This is a genomic window from Dorea sp. YH-dor226 (assembly GCF_039832105.1).
GTDB lineage: Bacteria > Bacillota > Clostridia > Lachnospirales > Lachnospiraceae > Dorea_A.
Window position 1 is genome coordinate 93,055 of sequence record NZ_JBDOHS010000002.1, and the last position, 18,600, is coordinate 111,654.

Here is an 18,600-nt window from a genome sequence, read left to right on the forward strand (position 1 = left end):
TGCCCGTATTATTCAAGGGCCTCTGCAAATGATTTTGTAATCAGCTGCGGTCTTGTAATGATAGAACCAACGACCACACTGAATGCGCCAAGTTCGATTACCCTTCTTGCTTTCTCCGGTGTATTGATATTGCCCTCAGCGATCACTCTGTGCTTTGCATTGGCAACGATCTTTCTTAATATCTCAAAGTCATTGGCCTCGATCTTATCATTTTTACTCTGCTCTGTATAACCGACCATAGTCGTTCCGATAAAGTCAAATCCAAGTTCATCTGCGTGGAGTGCTTCCTCAGCGTATGTCAAGATAGGTCTAAGAAATTTTTCTGCCATAGTTTTGATGGCAGTAAATTAACCCAAAGTACCTACCTTAACATACATCCATTTTGTTACTTCAATGCATTCAAGGTATCTTCAAGGTTTGCATATACCGTTGTGCTTCCGTCTTTCTTGTAAATTGCAAATGTCTTATCTGAACGCCTATATTTTATCTCATAAACTTCTCCAGTGCTCTTTTCTGTAACCTCTATTTGATGATGGATATCTTCCCACCCTTTAGCCTTCTCATATTTAACACTGTATTTTCCCAGACACTCAAGCATACAACAAAGGGCAAATGAATAATATTCCTCATTGTATCCATAAAGACGTGTGCTTCCCATAAGGAAAATATTGTCACCTTCGATTCTTATATATCTTTCCTTTGGCTTATAAGAACTATAATCATGCAAAGCATCCATCACTCCCGGTACACTTATGAAGTATTTTCTCCAATCTGTTATCTTACCGATATCTCTATTACAAATATTAACCAGTCCAGCGCAGATGTCGTTAATATCAAACATAGGATCATTGATCAGATCCATTAACATTTTTCGTCTGGTTTTATATGTTCCATGCTTCTCATTGCTCTGAATTCTAAGCAAACGTTTCCAACTAATATCTCTGTCAAAGTCTACAAGGAAACTTGAATTGCTACTATCATCCAGATGATAATCTCCCTTACAAAGCAAGGCTCTTCTCAGATTATTAGCAAACAACCTGTTAATACCCACATATTTTTCTTTCTTGGAACCATATTCAAATTCACCAAATATAGATCCATATATCTTCAGATATTTTCTGAAGGCATCCTTGCTATTCTTATCTTCCTCTGCTGTCCAACCATCCATTTCACCATTTTCATATTTTGACAAAATACCAGCAGCTTCAAGAAGGAATCCAATTTGTCCGTTGAAATACTTATTATCTTCCGCATTAAGAATCAATTCCTTCCACTCATCATCTCGCTTCATCAATTTTGCTTTTAGGCATTCTTCTTCAAAACAGTCTGAATCAAAGCCATAGCCTGAATGTTCAGTTATTCCTGCAAGATGACTAATTATATCGGAACTATAAGGAAGTAGCCTACGCACCCCTTTGCTAATGGCCCTTGCATAATCATCACCACCATTGTAGTTGGTTTCCCTACTCAATGTTGTCATAACTCTCATCCAGTCTTTCAGCTGCTGACCGAATTTATCTGAATCTGCAATAGACGCCTTATTTGTAAGTACAAAACCAAAATAGGCATCTGCTTGAATTCTGCCTTCATAATCAGAGTCGTGTCTTTCCATTATCCATTTAAACATCTGGGCTTCGTCAAAATATTTATTATTTGGTGCAAAAATAACCTGCTTCTTCCCATCTGTTATAAGGTCAAACAATTCGAAAATATCTACGAAGCTGTTCGCTACCTTCTGCCCATCCCATTTTGCATTATATCCTTGGAATCTATTTATAAACTCAAGCTGACTATAACCTATGATTTCCTTTAACTCCTGTCTTACAGCATCACGACCTACCGAGACCATATGAGCCGCATATTCATTAATCAGATAATTAATGAACAAGTTCATAATTTTGTCATCATACAACCTCGTCTCAGGCTCTCTAAATGTCCAGAATACATCAGACCATTCTCCATCTAATTTTGCTATATAGTCATCTTTTGGAGTGTCCAATTCATCATTAATATACTTAGACAACTTTGCTTTAAAATTTTCATAGCAAGTAAGATCCTTTCCACGTGCATTTAACTTGATATAAATACTATCTCCAAGATTGTACTCTCCAAGATCAAGGAAATAGAAGTACAGTGGACAGTCATCATCAGCATTGCCAGAGAGTAGGTTAAAGTACTCTGATAGGTTCGCATTCTTAAACAGCGCATGAATAGAATCTAGCATATTCAGCATCGATTTGATGGTAGGATCATTCTTCCAGGATGAACTGAACCAGTTGTTATTGGTAATCTCTTCACTTACAGACTTAACCTCCGAAAGCTTTTTGTCTTTCCTAATAGTAAGCGGCTTGCTAGTCAGATTCTTGCAGAAGTCCCTCGATGTTGTTCGGGTTTCGTATGTAAACTTAGCAATACGTTTATTTGAGCCCTTGTCCATCTTCTTCTCTAACGCAAGCATAAGATACACATGAAGTAGGTAAAGGGTTGTCAGACGTTGCTGTCCATCTATAGGTGTAAAAAGCTTTCCGTTCGCGCTTCCATAAACAAAGTTCAAATCAAGATCCGTCTTTGTATCAAGCGCATTTTTTATGCTCTCCAGAAAATTGTTTCGAATATCCTCGACATTTTCTCTGCCTTGTGCATAATCTCTCTGAATTACCGGTATTTCTATTGAATACTCATCCAGGAGTTCCCAAAATGTTATTTTTTCATTTCCTTCCATTTTAGCTTTCCTCCTTCACATCTTCTATATCTTCTGCCAGATAATTAACTATAGTCTGTACCATTTTATCGAAGTAGTCCTGCCTGTCATGTTTATCCCACAAATACATTTGGGAAACCGTCTTTGAATAGAACTTCAGGAAGACATTCTTCGTGCATAACGGAATAAAACTTTCAATTCCGCTCTTTTCAAGGATTTTGTTTCTCTTGACCGGGAAGATATGGTTTCCGTACCCGCGGTTAGTCCTCTGATCCAACAGAGTAAGATTTGAAATTTCATTAATTGGCTTTTCTTCTACTGATGATTCTCCTGAGAAAAATGCAATAACTTTATTATACATTTCATCATACTGAGGTGCGGATTCATCTCCGTATAATTTTTGTGTATAGATATTATCAATTTCAGCCTTAAGATCCTCCGGCATTCCAACATCTGAATCTATATAAGGTTTTGCTTCCTCAAGCCACTCCTCGCGCTCTTTTTTATTCTGAGCCCTATCTGTTGTGACAGAGTGAATATGCTCGATATCCCACTTTTGTCTCTGATAGGCATCAAATGGGAAGCGTGGATTGGAATCCGTATTCTGCTGCATAGAAATTACATTAAATAGCAACAGGATATTTCTGATCTTGTCCTTCTCTGCTTTCTTTCCAGAATACTGCAATGAATTCAGATATTCTCTTACAACCTCTTCTCCGAATTCAAAATCATCCTTATCTGCATCCTCAAATTCAATCTCAGAGATTATTTTCTTCTTTAACTCCATTACAAATTCTGTTTTGGTATGTCCTCGATAAAGATCACATAAATTTTCAAAATACTCCTCAGACTGGTTCTCATCCTTAGAAAGTAAGACACCGATCAAATGATACCACTCTCTGTCCTCATACCAGTCTATGAACATGTTATAAAAGCTTTCGACCTTGCCCCAGAAATCCTCTAGCATTTTGGAATATTTATAGTCACCAGCAGCCACATACTCCCTCTTCATGTATTCCATTTCACGGTTAAAAATTATAAATGTATAGGTCTCCCTATTTAACTGTTCCTCATTTTCAACGTAAAATTCTGGATACTTCCCGACTCGGCTCTTTATAATTTCTTTGGCCATTATTTGAAAAATCAATTCCATATGGGTATCAATACTACTGAATTTTCCCGAACCAGTAAGGAACCTCCACATATCTTCTCTTTGCAAAGTTGCTTCCATGTTATCCCATGCAGTACTGATCTTAATCTGACTGGCCGTAATTTCTTTTTCTGACTCCCCTTTATAGTTATCTTTCTTAAGAAGAAGAGCCTTGATAAGTTCAGCATTTGTCAGCTTAATCTTGCCCATGTTTATGTTAGTAAATATAATCTCCGGCTTTACGTCACCATTGATTTCGTACCAGATAAAGCGTGTATAGGTTCTAATTTTTTCACGAATCTCAGCGCCGATTGCTTTGTAATCATATGTATCCTCAAGCCATTTCTTTACCGTTAAATAAGCATTTGTGATATGATATGCATCGATGTCTTCTTCATTTAGCGCAACTTCGTCTATGACATCTCCCGAATTTGGATCGAGTTTCACAATCCCTAGAGACTCTAGCCAGTCATGCATCTGAGTCTTATTCTGATAATTCATGACAAAAAGTTTGGCCTTCTCTTTATAGAGCATCTTCTCAATACAAGTTAGGACAATAAAAAGTGTGGTCAGCCTCTGCTGCCCATCTATTACTATCCATCCTTTTTCTTTATCTTTCTTTACAACCAACGGCTGAAGGCAATAAAACCGGCTTTCATTACCTTTTTCATAATCAAACTCGCTAAGGTCATTTAATAACTGCTGAACCTGCGATTCTTTCCATCTATATCCACGCTGATAATTTGGAACAAAGAACTGCATTCCTTGTGGCATTGACTTATTAGCCAGAAGTTCTTCAACTTTTTTTGTTCCCATACTATTACTTACTGACATTTTTCATCCTCCATTATAGTTTTTCTTCTTGATTCCACGTAAACATCAAAGAATGACATAATACTAATGACACAACCCTATTATTCTATCGTTTCACTATCTTAGCTATAGTTTTCACAATCTTACTACTATTCTTCAATAACATTTTACCGCTAACAGCCAGTCCCAGAATACCCGCTGCAGCTACAGGTGACCCGTATTTATTTAAACACCCATCGCACAGACCCAATTTTTCTCCACCTGTAAGTGTTTTACCACAAGCCCAACATTTCTTATCATTACTCATTTTTCGCATCCTCCATGGAAACAACAAGCATTTCCCTTTCCTTCAATAATAATCCTGATTTAATTGTCTCCTGAATATCCTCTCTAAACTTGAGCCAGTAATCTTGTGTATCATCTGAATAGGTCGAATTATTCTGCATCAGCACAGCTGCTGATTGATTTCTTTTGTTAAGCGGTTTATCCACAAAATCCGAAAGCATCATTTGATAACTTCCTAATAGTTCCTTCGATGTTGCACGGTCTCCCAAATAATCAAGAACTCTCATCTGCACACCAACATACTTTGTTGTTAATTGCAAATCCTGTGCAACATAACCCAAATATGTTTTTATCTGATCAAATCTCCTAAAAACAGGAAAACGAGTCAGTTTGGCCAAATGTTCAGAACTTGTCTTTAGATCTAATCTTGATGCATTTATTGCACTAGACAATTCTTTCGAAGCCTCTATCATATATTTCTTTTGCGCATCTACAGTCTTAGCATTCTGGGCTCTTAGAATAAAATCACGTGCGTTGAGAAATGGCTTTACAATATTATTATTTCGTTCCATTTCTACAAGATAACTTTGTGCTTCAGCAATTGCATCTAATTTTGCAGATATTTGACGCATTTGAATTTGACTTGTTATGCTTCTTGACATTGCCAACGTATCTGGTGTATTAATAACTTTCTTAAGTGTAATATCCTTTATTCTCGTTCCATCTTCATCCAGAATAACTGCCCTTACATTACCTTCAACTTGTCTCGATTCTCCAAGTGTATAGATGCCCTTTCTAAGCTTAGTTTTTATATCCGTTGGGAGATTATCAAAGTCAGGAATAAATCCGTACTTCCCCTGCAAAAGCACATCCGCACCCTGAGCCAGTTCCCCTAATATCTGCATATCTGCAACAGGAATTTCTTCCAACACATCTGAAACCACTTGCATACTCAATTCTGTAGAGAGCTGTTCTATATACAATCCAAAAAAATCACTCATGAGTGCAATATCTGTTCCATGCTTATCTTCTTCCGTAACAAGAATTTCTAATGAATTTTCTTTATCTACAGGTACAATATCTTTTGTCTCTTCTGTCATACAATACACCTAACCTTTCTATTCTTCCTATACAAGGCTTTGTATTTTTCACGAAGAAATCTCATTCTCGCTTCACATAAGTAAGTTCAATATCATACCCCAGTGCTTCCATCATCTGCACAAAAGTCTTATTCACAACGCCATCCTGCTTCTTGATGACACGATTAACATAGGCCTTTGTAGTGTCAATCTCTTCGGCTATCTGCACCTGTGTTTTTCCCTGCTCTATGCATTTTACTTTTACATCAACTTCGATATTGTTTTTTACCATAATTCCAATCCTCAACCAAAAATCAGTTGTCTTATTCGTATAATTTATAGTACATCAAAACTGCCATTTTTTCAATCAAAAAAGAGGCCAGTCAGACTCATCATCCAACCGGCTTCACTCTTACATTCCTATAAACTTCCAAACCTCATCCTTGAACTTCCAGACAATCTCCACATGCTCTGGATCCGTAACAACAACCTTTTCAATCAGTTCCTGCACCATTGCCTGTGTCAGTTCATCTGCCTTGGAATATTTTTTCATCACTCCAAGCGCCTGTGATAGGCTGTCATCCTTAGCAGTTTCAGCTGCCTTAAGCTTCTGCTCCAGTTCTGCAATATCAGCCTCAAGCTTTTCTGCAAGTCTGCCAAAGTCTGCTCTTCTTCTCTGGTACACTTCCTTATCAAGCATACCTGCCATAAACTGATCTACATTTGCAAATCTGTCTGACTCACATTTTTCCTTTTCCTGCTGCAACCCGGCAAGTTTCTCCACCAGAAGAAGATTCTCCTGTCTGCTGATATTGTTCTGCTTATCCAGTTTTTTCTTAAATGCATCAGTCATATCCAGAAGTTGTCTAACCACCGACCAAACAATAGCATTCAGATTATCCTCAGTAATATATCTTTTGCAACATCCGTCATCACCGACCTGTTCCTTGGCATGAGGGCATCCAAAATACTTATAATCCTCTCCACGGAAAGAATACGTCTTATAAGTCATCGCCCTTCCGCAGGTGCCACACTTAACCTTCCGATAAAGCGGATAAGTCTTTGGTATGACCTTCTTCGTCTTTCGCTGCTTACAAAATATCTCCTGTGCTCTCAGGAACTCTTCCTTTGTAACAATCCCTTCATGCCTGCCTTCCACAATAAACTGTTCTTCCTTCGGCACAGTTGCTGTATGCTTACATCCCACACCAAGTCCCTGTCTTTTATGACCAACGATTGCACCATAATACATTTCCTGTTGAAGTATGTTTCTGATATTATTATGATTCCAGCAAACCATATCAGAAGTATCTGCAAATTTCTTCGTTCCTGGATGCTTTCTTCTGTAATATTGCCCCGGTGTTTCAACACCTCTCTCATTCAGAGTACGTGCCATATCAATCAGACGCATCTTGGCAATAGCCATATCAAATATCTCTCTTACAACCGCTGCTGCCTCAGGATCAATTATCAGCTTATGCTTATCCTTTGGGTCCTTCATAAGACCATAAGGCACATGACCGCCAAGGTATTTTCCCTGCTTCATCTTCTGGTACTTTGCAGTTTTTACTTTTACCGACAGATCCTTACTATAATAATCGTAAACGATATTCTTCATAACAACATCAAGACCGCCGGTAGTACCTTTGTAATCAGCACTGTCATAATGGTCATTGATGGAAATAAACCTTACACCCATAAATGGAAAGATACGCTCCAGGTAATCACCCAGTTCGATATAATCTCTTCCGAATCGAGAGAAGTCTTTTACGATAACACAGTTAATCTCACCCTTTTTTATTCTTTCCAGCAGTCGCTCAAAAGAAGGCCGCTGGAAATTCGTGCCGGAATAACCATCATCAAAAAATTCATACTGTTCTGAACCATTCAGTTCTGAATTGCCGTTGATAAAATTCTGAATCAGAGCCTTCTGGTGGGAAATACTCTCACTCTCTGATTTGTTCTCCTTTTTCATCAAATCCTGATCGGCCAGAGACAGACGAATATATTTACCAATAACCCATTTACTCATTTGCTTCACCTGCCATTTCAGCAATTATCCTGTTAAAGATATTCCTCTGATCTCCAAAGTTCAGTTCCACTTCGACACGATTATCATCAAAAATCTTTACAGAGCTGACCAGATGTTTCACCAACCCAGCATCGATTTCTGTAACATTTTCTGCCTTATGAATCGCCACAAGCCATTCATTACTCAAAGACAAAATGTCGTCCAGTTGAACCTTCTTTGCCTTCTCCACAGTAAGCTTCTTTTCGATTTCTTCAGCTTCATCATCATATTTCTTCTTGGAGAACTGATACTCTGCCTCATCCAGAATACCCTCTGCAAAGTTCTCAAACAAATCCTCTCGCTTACTGTTAATCCTTTTCAGTTTCTGCGACAGATAGTTTATCTGTCCAACATATTTATCAATCAGATTCTTTTCCTTTACAGAACCACGCATCTGTCGGATAAGCTGCTCCTGCTTCAATGCCAGTTCCAACTGCATGTTAATTGCAGCCAGAACCGCATCAGCCACAACCGGATACCTGATGGAATGCCTTGAGCATCTTGAATAACCACTATCAAGATAGCCGCCACAAACATACACCGCATGATCCTGATCCACAGGATATCTTTTATCTGTAGGCTTAACAAATCGCATTCTCTTTCCGCAGTCACCACAATAAATCTTGCCTTTAAAATGATTTGTCACAAGTTCCCTGAGCGGAGCATTCTCATCCATCTTTGCCTTAAATTTTTCCGCACGGTCAGCAAACATCTTCTGTACCTTATCGAATAATTCCTGGCTGATAATCGGCTCATGTGCATCCGGCACATATCGCCATTCTTCCTCTGGAGCACGATGCATCTTGATTCCTTCATATAAAGATTTCGGAATCCTGCCATAAACAATACAGCCGGTATAGGTAGGATTCTTCATAATATCGATAATGGTACGTCCATGCCATACCGTGTGCTTGTACTTCTCTGCTCTCCAGATGCCAAGGTCAATCTTGCGTCTGGCAGGCGTTACCGCTCCCATATCATTGAGTCTTTTACAGATTTCATTATGGGAAACGCCCTCAGCCTTCCATTCAAATATCATCCTTACATAAGGTGCTGTTTCCTGATCTACCTCATATCTGTATGCCACTTCCTTGGATTTCACATATCCATAAGGAGCAAATGCCGGAAGGAACTCGCCTTTCTCCTGTCTTGCCCTGAAGGATGTGATAATTTTTCTTGAAATATCCTTGGCATACACATCGTTAATCATATTTTTTAACGGTATCATCAAGGCACCTTCAGCATCATCACAGGTCAGGCTGTCATAACCATCTGTAATGGAAATAAATCTAATACCCATGAACGGAAATATCTTTTCCAGATATTTACCAGCTTCAATATAATCCCTTCCGAAACGGCTCAAATCTTTTACAAGAACACATTTTACTTTGCCGCCTCTAATATCATCCATCATTCTCTTGAACTCTGGGCGGTCAAAGTTTGTCCCCTTTTCACCGTTATCCTCATAGATGTCGTAAAGTTTCAAATCTGTATGTTCTGCCAGATATGCTTTACAAAAGCTGATCTGATTGGCAATAGAATCACCGTCATCATCTTTACCGCTATTCTCAATGGACAGGCGAACATAAATCGCCGTCGAAAAATAATTGCTTGTCTGTACCGGTGTTTCGATTACGGCACCAGTGTTTTTTCTGCTCTTTCTTGCCATACCGCACCTCCTACACCGCCATCTGAGATTTCATATCTGCAGGAATACTGGAAATAGCTGCTATCAGCTTATCCCAATTATCATGGTATCTGAATACTACATGAATGCCTTTGCCTTCCATAATCTCAATATGGTCTATCAGATCCACTACTACATTTCTGGTAACCTCTGTAATGTTCTGGTACTGCTTAAACACTTCCGTCCATGACAGCTGTTTCCGATTATTATTGACCATCTGCTCACGTTCAGCCTTAATGGCAGCAATGGCATGTTCAGCCTCCTGTATTTTCATCGCATAGCTTTTCTTAAACAGAAAATATTCATCCTGACCAATCATGCCTTCCTGCAGATTCTCATATAATTTCAGCTTGAAGTTCTTATTTCTCTCAATCTCTTCCTTCAGCTTTACAATCTGTGCATCATAATTAAAGACATTCTGCTGATTCTCTGGCAGTGATTCCACCATTTCGAGAAGCTGCTCTGCCTCCAACACCATATCAATATGGCTTTTTATGGCATTTAGTACACTGGCCATAAGAGTTTCTTCATCTATGTTGTGTGTACTGCAGCCCTTTTTAGCCTTTCGTGTAGAACAGATAAAATATGTGTATTCCTTATCCCCGGCGGTGTAATGCTTGCGAACCATGTTCTGTCCGCAGTCAGCACATTTCAAATAACCTGAAAACGGATAAACTTTTTCCTCTGCCGGAGCAATGCGGATATCCCTCTGCATAATTTTCTGCACGGTATCAAAATTTCTCCTCGCAACAATAGCCGGATGGGAATCTTCTACACGAATCCATTCCTCTACATCCTTAGGCATAACCTTTTTAATCTTGTAGTTCGGAGTACCGCTCTTACCCTGTACAAGAACTCCTGTATAAATCTCATTTGTAAGAATCCTTGTGACCGATACAGGTGACCACATAGCCTTTTTATGCACCCTGAAATTGGTCTGCACTTTCATTCCAAGGGAAATCTTATATTCCATCGGACACAGAACACCCTGCATGTTCAGTTTGTCTGCGATACGCCCCTGGCTCATCCCTTCAAGCTTCCACTTAAAGATTGCCCTTACCACCTCAGATGCATAAGTATCCACCACAAGTTTATTATGGTCTTCTTCATCCTTCAGATATCCATACACGGCAAAAGCACCAATGAACTGCCCCTTTTTCCTTTTTATCTCCAGCTGGGATCTGATTTTCACAGAAATATCCTTACAATAGGCATCGTTAATCAGATTCTTAAAAGGAATAATAAGAGAGTCCGACTGGTTCTTATCCAGACTGTCGTAACTGTCATTGATTGCTATAAAACGCACTCCCATAAACGGAAATACTCTCTCAATGTAGTTACCGGCTTCAATATAATTTCTTCCAAAACGGGACAAATCTTTGACAACCACGCAATTCACCTTGCCGGATCGGATCTCATCCATCATCTCCTGGAATGCTGGTCTGTCAAAATTGACACCGGAATATCCATCATCTGTTTTCTCTGAAACCACATGGATTTCCGGATGTTTCGATAAAAAGTCCCTGATCAGGGCTTTCTGATTTGTAATACTGTCACTTTCCAGCTTATCGCCGTCATCACGTGACAATCTTGCATAAATACAAGCGTTGTAGATTTTATTACTCATAACCTTGAATCTCCTTCCTGATATGCTCAGCAAGAAGCAAGGCTTCTCAGCACTTAGTGCCTAAATATTTGACCAAATTCATCTTAACACACTGAGCATCTATACTTCCATGACATCTGAAATATGGCAAATCACAGATTCCTAAGATAACTTTCCATACAATCCTCCAATGTCACATCTGTATCCAGAAAAGAAGTTTTCACAACTGCATCACCGCATCTAAAGCAATACGGATTCTTAATCTGCTCTACAAAACTTCTCACACGTTCTTCAAGCGGCAATGATCTGTCTATTTTCACATCCCTTATATCAACAAGTGTTTCTCTGTCAACAGTTCTAATATCTACTGCCTTCATTTCTTCAACTGTCATAGGCTAACCCATCCTTCCTGAGAAGACTTCTTCCCAAGTCACAGGCAAAGAAAAAAAGCCAATTTTTAACTTCAAACAGAAAAAAGCCTGCTGATGTCTGAAATTAATCAGACACCCCCCAGGCTCACTCTCTCTACCTTATTCACTTACACTCTCTGGCAGAAATCCAATGCAATCCATCCAGCCCCGGATTTCAGCTTGCCCCATCCAGCATTAGAGCCTTTACCCTCTCTTACTTCCATGATGGTAAAGCAACCAACTCCGGTATATTTTCCAGTCTTAACCGTATCTGTACCAGCTCCCTTCCTGATATTAAGATCTGGAACACTCACCTTCACCATAAATGGACAATCCGCATTCATCATCCCATTTGCAGCACCTTCTGCCACCTCAGGATAAACCTGCTTCCCATTCCAGTCAAACACTGTATATCCCGGATTCTTATCCACCATCTGCTTTGCATTCTCCAGAACCGTATAGGCACCAAGCTGAGAAGCAGCATCTGCCCAGGTCTTTCTCACACGGTAGTACTTCTTCTGTACGGGCTCTGTCGTTCCATCATTTTCGCCTCCAAGTTTTGCCGTAACCTTAGAAGCCAGGTCACCAAGCCTTGCATACAGCCAGTTCCCTGGACAGCTCTTGTTTGCAAACCAGCGATGCACCGTAAGCAGCATCTCGTCACTTTTCGGAGTATAATTCAACGACTTATTCTTGTCTGCAAACCACAGGAGTTTCTTCTTCCCATTCCTCCTGCAGATATCAGTACAAAGCTCAATCAGCTTCGCATAGACTTTCTCATTCATCCAGTATGGCTCTGACGTATCACTGGCACACTCAATGGTAACCGCCCTCTGGTCATTGGCATTGCTGGACGTACACCAGGATCGATTCTTCTCTTCTACATACAATCCGACTCTGCCATCCCTGTCGATCCCATAATTGGAAGAAGCCTGAGTAGATGTCTTAGCAAACCAATCTCCCAGGCCTTCTGCAGTACACTGCCCCACAACACAGTGTGGCGTGATCCTGTCGATTGCCCTTACTCTCTGCCCGGAATGATTCGGACTCAATTTCACATATTCTGTTAATGAACTGTTTGTATATCCCATATTCGTTTTCTCCTTTCATTGAAAAACCGCAGCCATATCGGATGACTGCGGTAAAGATCACTATTGTTTATTCCATTTCCACGATGTTGTCTGCATAATCAGACCAGAATTCAGCAGCTTTATAAGCTTCCCCGGAACCCTTCGGTACACGGATCACAAAACCGGCTGCAACGTCCCCGAACATCCCGCTTGCCCCGACAGGCGGATCCATTGCCAGAAAAATAATCTCTTTGAGTACTTTGCATGCGGAGAATGCAGTATTGGATATAGCTGTCACTTTGCTTCCCACGGTTACCTTCTGCAAACTCGCACAATAATAAAGTATCTGTGACGGAAGCTGGGTCAGACCATCCGGAAGCACTACACTCCTAAGATTCATACAGGCACTAAAGAGAGCCCCTCCACCGGAACTGATCGTATCTCCCAGAACAATTGCTTCCAACATACTGCAGTCAGAAAAATCACTCGCATCTATGATCGTTACCCTGTCCGGAATCACCGCAAATCCCAGATTCTGGCATTTACAGAATGCCTTACTTCCCATCTTTACCAGTTCCCTTGGAAGAGAAACTGCTTCCAGCCATTTTGCTTCATTAAAAACAGAATTTGAAAGATTTGTGATCCCCTTTGGCAGCACGGCAGCCTTAAGTCCCGACGCAGCAAATGCCTGGGCACCCAGCATTACAAGCCCCTCGGAAAAACTGACAGTCTCAAGACTGATTGCATAATAAAAAGCACTCGAATAAAAGCCCAGTCCCTGTCCGGATTCTATCTTCCTTACGATGCCGTAATAGGTATTCCTGATATCATCACCTGTAACCGGATCATAAAACCTGATATAGCTGATATTGTAATTCACGCCGTTTCCATTCATACGGAGGATGAACTCCCTGGAAGAAGGATACACATGCTTTAATACTCTGCTGTACTCGACCGTAACAGTTTCCTTTGTTCCGTCACCCCAGTCAATCTCTATCTCCTGCGTCCCGGAAACACCTACAGACACTACGATTTCCTTTCTCTCAGCAATATCGAGATAAAATCTGGACCATCCGTCATCCGTCACATAGAGCATCCCGACAACATTCGGTTTCCCGAAATCCTGTATATCCTCCAGTGTCCAGTTCCAGTTCTGGGCAGTAAGCCCTGTATGCTCCGGAAATGCAGGAAGCTCTGTCTTTTTCGGCAGTGAATCAAGGCTCCACTGCTCCACGACAGTCCCGTCATAGTCGATAAAGTTGACCATCTCCGGATCGATGGAAAGTACCGCCTTCACATCCCCGCCTCCGCCCCCTCCGCTTCCTGAGCTGTCCTCATACCAGCTTTCGTTTCCTTCAAAAAAGATATATTTCTTTCCGGTATCCAGCATCATACAAGTGGAGCCGGTTCCCAGGTCTTTCACCGGAAGCTCTGCCACAGTGATCCCCACTGCGGCAAAATGCTTCACATTGTTATTGGTAACAGAAATAAGCTCGATCATCCTTACTCGCCATCCTTTCCTTCGTCACCATCTTCTCCCTTTTTATGCAGCTGCTCCAGTACGGCCTTCATTTTGTCCGGTACCGGAAGACCAAGATGTGCTGCATTCTCCAGAAGGCTTACACCTTCATTGGAAATGTAGAAAAAGATCACGGCTGTCCTTAGCACACTTCCCGTTCCGATCACATTGACATCCAGAATATTTGCGATCCCCACGAGCAGAAAAATCAGCACCTTCCTGCAGATGCCCTTAAAGCCCACCTCACTGGAAAGCTTTCTGTCGGCAATGGCACACATCACGCCCGTAATGTAATCAACGATCACAAACAAAAGCAATGCAAGAATCAAGCCGTCACACCCTCCTAAAAAGTAACCAAGCCAGCCACCGATCCCGGTAAATACAAGCTGCACCATACTCCAAAACTCTTTCATATCCTCTGTTCCTCCTAAAAAAAATTGTATAGAAAAAGCAGTTGCCTCCTAAAACAACTACCTCATCAAAAAATGCTATCCTTGTCAGCTTTCCTCTTCCGTCAACTCATAGGTGATCTTCATCGTTTTATCCGTCGTCTTCACTACCGCTGTGCTCAAGTTGTTGATACTGGCCAGATACGGTGTCAGCAGAAAACACATCCTGTAATCCGAACCATAGTTGCCGCCCCATCCAAAGCAGAATTCCTTGTACTGGAACACCGGTGTACCCAGATTAAGAAGCCTTGTACTTCCAACCGTCTGCACCACCGTATCATCCGGCTTAATCTGATAATCCCATCCGATAATCAGGTCATTCACCATAAACAGATAATTCGCACAGGTACCGGAACCGGTCTGCGATTTTCCCTCTGACGTAAATCCAAATGGAATCAGTGTCACATCCGTGGAATTACTGAGATTGATCTTGTAAATACCCTCATCATTGTAAGCTGTCAGATACAGATAGCCATTCCGGATAACACCTCTCACAGATCTCTGGGCATAGGTATCCACCTTGAAGCTTCCAATCGCCTTCAGACAGGCATTGGACAGTGTCCACACCCCCTCTGTCATGGTGTAATCATCCTTCTTGATCTTTACCCAGTACATAGTTGCATCCCCAGAAGAGTTTGCCTGATTTGCAAACCCATACCAGTATCCGTCATGTCCGTCCAGAAAGTCACCATAAGGCGTATAGCTTCCAAGGAACTTAAAGGTACTGCAGGGAATTACCTTTTCCTCAAGCAAAGCATTGGTGGTATCATTCAGCCTGTCATTAAGTCCCAGCGCAAACACCGGAAGCCTTCTCTTATGGATAATCACGGAGCTGTCCTGAAAACGCATGTTAATCAGGATATTATTATCAAAATCCACCTCCACCGTGCTGAACAGCTCTGCAAGTTCCTCCACGGTCTGTGTCTCAAGTCTGGTCTCCATGATCTGATAAAAGGCATCCTTGGAGTTCTCCTTACTGCCATAAGCAGCCACACCACCCTGTTTGGAAGTCAGTGCCACCGCAGCAATGGTTCCGTTTCCCTGGCTTGGTGTGAATTCCCACACAAACCGATAACCATTATCAAGCGGCTTACTCTCCGTCAGATTCATACTTCCCCTTGCCACATCCGCCGTGGCATTTACATCGTTGGATGCATATGCCACCGGGAGCTTATTTGTCGACGGATATATATTGTCCGCATCCTCTGTCAAAGCTTCCGAATAAAGCAGTATGCCCCCGATCATGTTAGGGCAGATGGGAAGAAGATTATCGTTCCAGAGCAGATGGGTATCATACTCCCCTGCCACAGAATAAAAAATACCCATAGGATTCAATCCCAGGATATGATTTACCGCATTCGTCACCATATTCTCTTCCTGTACCCTTTCCACCACTTCCCCGGTGGCATCATCGATCATCTCGATGACCATATTTCCTTTCAGCTTCATTCTTACCTACCTTTCCACCGGCATAGCAAATGCGCCGATTCCAATTCTTCCATGAACCACATCACTGTAGGTTCTCTTCACAAGCTCATCAATCTTCCAGGTGATATCTTCATCAACAGCAGCCATCTGAAGCACGCCACCAATTTCTACTTTCTTAATGGTTTCCGTAAGTTTAATTTCACCATCCCAGGCTTCCCCGGCACCCATTGACTGACCCATAATTGCGGCAAGACAATCACCGGTATCCACCGTAACCGTTCCACCCGTTGCCCTTGCATACACATTGAAAATGTTTCTGTAATTCGCCACCAAATTTTCAATCGGATAATACAGCATGATGGAATGCTTTCCGGAATGCCAGGTCTCTTCCGGCTGATGGATCTCGATGATGTTATCATTAAACTCAAAGGTGAAATGAACTACCACCTGTCCGTCTTCCTTCCAGACCACAGGTAATTCCACAGACAGCGTCTGTTCTTTTGTGTTGCCAATCACAACAGGCTCCTCTGCTGCAACAGCACTATCCGAACTTCCACTGGTTTCATCCGTAGCATCCACAACACCACCATCGCCTGCAGTATTTTCTACAGGTTCTGTAACTTCCACCGAAGGAATCACCACATCCCTTCTTGCAACCACAGACCTCTCCACCTGATCTGCATTCACTCCCACGATCACAGAACCAAAGAACTGTGCCATAACAGCTTCGTTCGGTGCAAACTCGATGGAAATAATCTTCACATCATCCGCCCCTACAGTAAAAGAGCTGGCATTGGTAAAGGTATGAATACCAATTTTGCCAGCTTCCTTGTTATCGATGATCTGATTCAACAGACCGCTGATGTTTTTATCATTCTTTGACTTGGCATGTGCCAGTCTCGGATTCTTACCCACGCCCTTCAGTGTGTGCTTCCCACCAATCTTACACTGCATGGAAGTAATAGCAGATATCCTGGTTTCATCCGCCTGTCCACCCTTAAACCGGATCACATCTCCCAAATCCAAAGCAGGATTTCCAATGGTATCGGAATCAAAAGGCACATAATCCACTACTGCCAGGTCATTCAGGATATTCATGCACAGCTGCTCTCTTGTTTCCTTAAGTCCAAACTGTAACAGTGGATTCACTCCAAGATTCAGCGTCAGTCCATCATCCGGATCCAGATGATAATACTCTGCCGTTTCCGTTTTCATGTTGGTAGAAGAAACCGCCGTGTACCTTGTAATAAAATCGGAAAAGCTGCTGGTAAAGCGGTGCTTTGTTTCCAGTTCCATCACCGGCTCATTACCATACTTCCTCAGTTCCAGCTTGCCCTCTCTGTTGATACAGAAAAACCCACCAAGCACCTGCCCCACATAGTAGAGCACATCCCGGTAGGTCTCAATATCATTCTCTGTATAAATGGAAAGCAGCTCCGTTCCATTGGGCATTGCCTCATATTCCGCCTTACTCTGCGCCATCTCAACCTTACATGCCTTACAACACAGACTCACAAAATCAAACACCGTGCCAATGGTTTCAAAACCATTGAAGCTTTTATCAAACCGAAGCATGTAATCATAGGCTTTGAGCTCCAAAGTCTTGATATTTCGATTAGCCTCCGACACCTCAAAGATTCCCATTGGAACCTCTTCAAAGCTGCCATCCGACAGTCTCAGATGATAGAACAATTCCACCAGAGCATCTTCCAGAGTATATCTGTCAATATCAGATAAAAGCGTGATCCCCATCTCCGCTGCATACACCGTACCAAGCTCAATCTCCGTAGAACCGCAGCACTGACTGGAAATATAGCCACTTCCCTTTACGATATCATCTGCTCCAAACTTATACGTGACACCCTTCGTTGTCGTAATCCTTCCCGACCAAAAATAGCTTCTTGTGTTCTCCTGCACCGCCTGCAGGAATGCTTCACTCACCGGATACACGAAAACACCCTCTTTCTTATAATTCCTTCAAAGTAAATGAAACAATCCAAAGCCCCTTATAGCTTGTATCCTTCTTAAGCTTTGCCTTGAATCCTTCCACATACATCTCTGCCTGTCTAACACTTGCAGTCTCCGGGTCAAAAAATCCAACCCGAATCTTCTCCTGCTGTTTATACCCGGTCAGTAATCTTAGCCACTTCTGGGTAACAGAAAAGGAAACAGTAATAGTAACCACACCGGTACGAACCACATCCCTCTGCACGGTTCCTGCCTCTGTCTCGCCGCCACTGTCTGCTTCCTTATCCGTCATATCCACTTCATAATTATCCGGCAGAGGAAGATCCACGCCGTCAAAATTCAAATACTGAAAAAATGCCATCAC

15 protein-coding genes and 1 pseudogene are annotated in these 18,600 nt (G+C 41.7%); all 16 read right to left on the reverse strand.

Annotated elements, in window-relative coordinates:
* Positions 1 to 8 precede the first annotated feature (8 nt).
* Positions 9 to 290 (reverse strand): annotated as a pseudogene (locus tag ABE547_RS02265) (N-acetylmannosamine-6-phosphate 2-epimerase); the annotation flags it as partial.
* 95 nt (positions 291 to 385) lie between these two features.
* Positions 386 to 2,722: a DUF262 domain-containing protein gene (locus tag ABE547_RS02270; protein WP_347377244.1), complete on the reverse strand. Its 2,337-nt coding sequence runs from the start codon at positions 2,720 to 2,722 to the stop codon at positions 386 to 388.
* A 1-nt stretch (position 2,723) separates the two neighbouring features.
* Positions 2,724 to 4,685 carry a DUF262 domain-containing protein gene (locus ABE547_RS02275; RefSeq protein WP_347377245.1) on the reverse strand — a complete coding sequence of 654 codons (1,962 nt, stop codon included), beginning with the start codon at positions 4,683 to 4,685 and terminating at the stop codon, positions 2,724 to 2,726.
* Positions 4,686 to 4,770: 85 nt separating this feature from the next.
* Positions 4,771 to 4,971 carry a hypothetical protein gene (locus ABE547_RS02280; protein WP_235249036.1) on the reverse strand — a complete coding sequence of 67 codons (201 nt, stop codon included), beginning with the start codon at positions 4,969 to 4,971 and terminating at the stop codon, positions 4,771 to 4,773.
* Positions 4,964 to 6,049, reverse strand: a complete 1,086-nt coding sequence (locus ABE547_RS02285; RefSeq protein WP_347377246.1) for a hypothetical protein — start codon at positions 6,047 to 6,049, stop codon at positions 4,964 to 4,966. Before ABE547_RS02285 ends, ABE547_RS02280 begins: the two co-directional genes overlap by 8 nt.
* 61 nt (positions 6,050 to 6,110) lie before the next feature.
* Complete coding sequence (locus ABE547_RS02290; protein WP_347377247.1) at positions 6,111 to 6,320, reverse strand: helix-turn-helix transcriptional regulator; 210 nt, start codon at positions 6,318 to 6,320, stop codon at positions 6,111 to 6,113.
* Between the two features lie 120 nt (positions 6,321 to 6,440).
* Positions 6,441 to 8,060 (reverse strand): recombinase family protein, encoded by a 1,620-nt coding sequence (locus tag ABE547_RS02295; protein WP_347377248.1) that lies wholly within the window; start codon positions 8,058 to 8,060, stop codon positions 6,441 to 6,443.
* Positions 8,053 to 9,768 (reverse strand): recombinase family protein, encoded by a 1,716-nt coding sequence (locus tag ABE547_RS02300; RefSeq protein ID WP_347377249.1) that lies wholly within the window; start codon positions 9,766 to 9,768, stop codon positions 8,053 to 8,055. The genes ABE547_RS02295 and ABE547_RS02300 overlap by 8 nt, the downstream gene beginning before the upstream one ends.
* A gap of 10 nt (positions 9,769 to 9,778) precedes the next feature.
* Positions 9,779 to 11,413: a recombinase family protein gene (locus tag ABE547_RS02305; RefSeq protein WP_347377250.1), complete on the reverse strand. Its 1,635-nt coding sequence runs from the start codon at positions 11,411 to 11,413 to the stop codon at positions 9,779 to 9,781.
* 131 nt (positions 11,414 to 11,544) lie between these two features.
* Positions 11,545 to 11,784: a DUF6870 family protein gene (locus ABE547_RS02310; RefSeq protein ID WP_347377251.1), complete on the reverse strand. Its 240-nt coding sequence runs from the start codon at positions 11,782 to 11,784 to the stop codon at positions 11,545 to 11,547.
* Between the two features lie 146 nt (positions 11,785 to 11,930).
* On the reverse strand, positions 11,931 to 12,893 hold the full coding sequence (locus ABE547_RS02315) for an N-acetylmuramoyl-L-alanine amidase (RefSeq protein WP_347377252.1): 963 nt from the start codon (positions 12,891 to 12,893) through the stop codon (positions 11,931 to 11,933).
* A gap of 67 nt (positions 12,894 to 12,960) precedes the next feature.
* Complete coding sequence (locus ABE547_RS02320) at positions 12,961 to 14,373, reverse strand: leucine-rich repeat protein (protein WP_347377253.1); 1,413 nt, start codon at positions 14,371 to 14,373, stop codon at positions 12,961 to 12,963.
* A gap of 2 nt (positions 14,374 to 14,375) precedes the next feature.
* Positions 14,376 to 14,804: a phage holin family protein gene (locus ABE547_RS02325; RefSeq protein ID WP_347377254.1), complete on the reverse strand. Its 429-nt coding sequence runs from the start codon at positions 14,802 to 14,804 to the stop codon at positions 14,376 to 14,378.
* An 84-nt stretch (positions 14,805 to 14,888) separates the two neighbouring features.
* Positions 14,889 to 16,289 (reverse strand): hypothetical protein, encoded by a 1,401-nt coding sequence (locus ABE547_RS02330; protein ID WP_347377255.1) that lies wholly within the window; start codon positions 16,287 to 16,289, stop codon positions 14,889 to 14,891.
* Positions 16,290 to 16,295: 6 nt separating this feature from the next.
* Positions 16,296 to 18,218 (reverse strand): hypothetical protein, encoded by a 1,923-nt coding sequence (locus ABE547_RS02335; protein ID WP_347377256.1) that lies wholly within the window; start codon positions 18,216 to 18,218, stop codon positions 16,296 to 16,298.
* A 16-nt stretch (positions 18,219 to 18,234) separates the two neighbouring features.
* Positions 18,235 to 18,597 carry a hypothetical protein gene (locus ABE547_RS02340; RefSeq protein WP_347377257.1) on the reverse strand — a complete coding sequence of 121 codons (363 nt, stop codon included), beginning with the start codon at positions 18,595 to 18,597 and terminating at the stop codon, positions 18,235 to 18,237.
* Positions 18,598 to 18,600 lie beyond the last annotated feature (3 nt).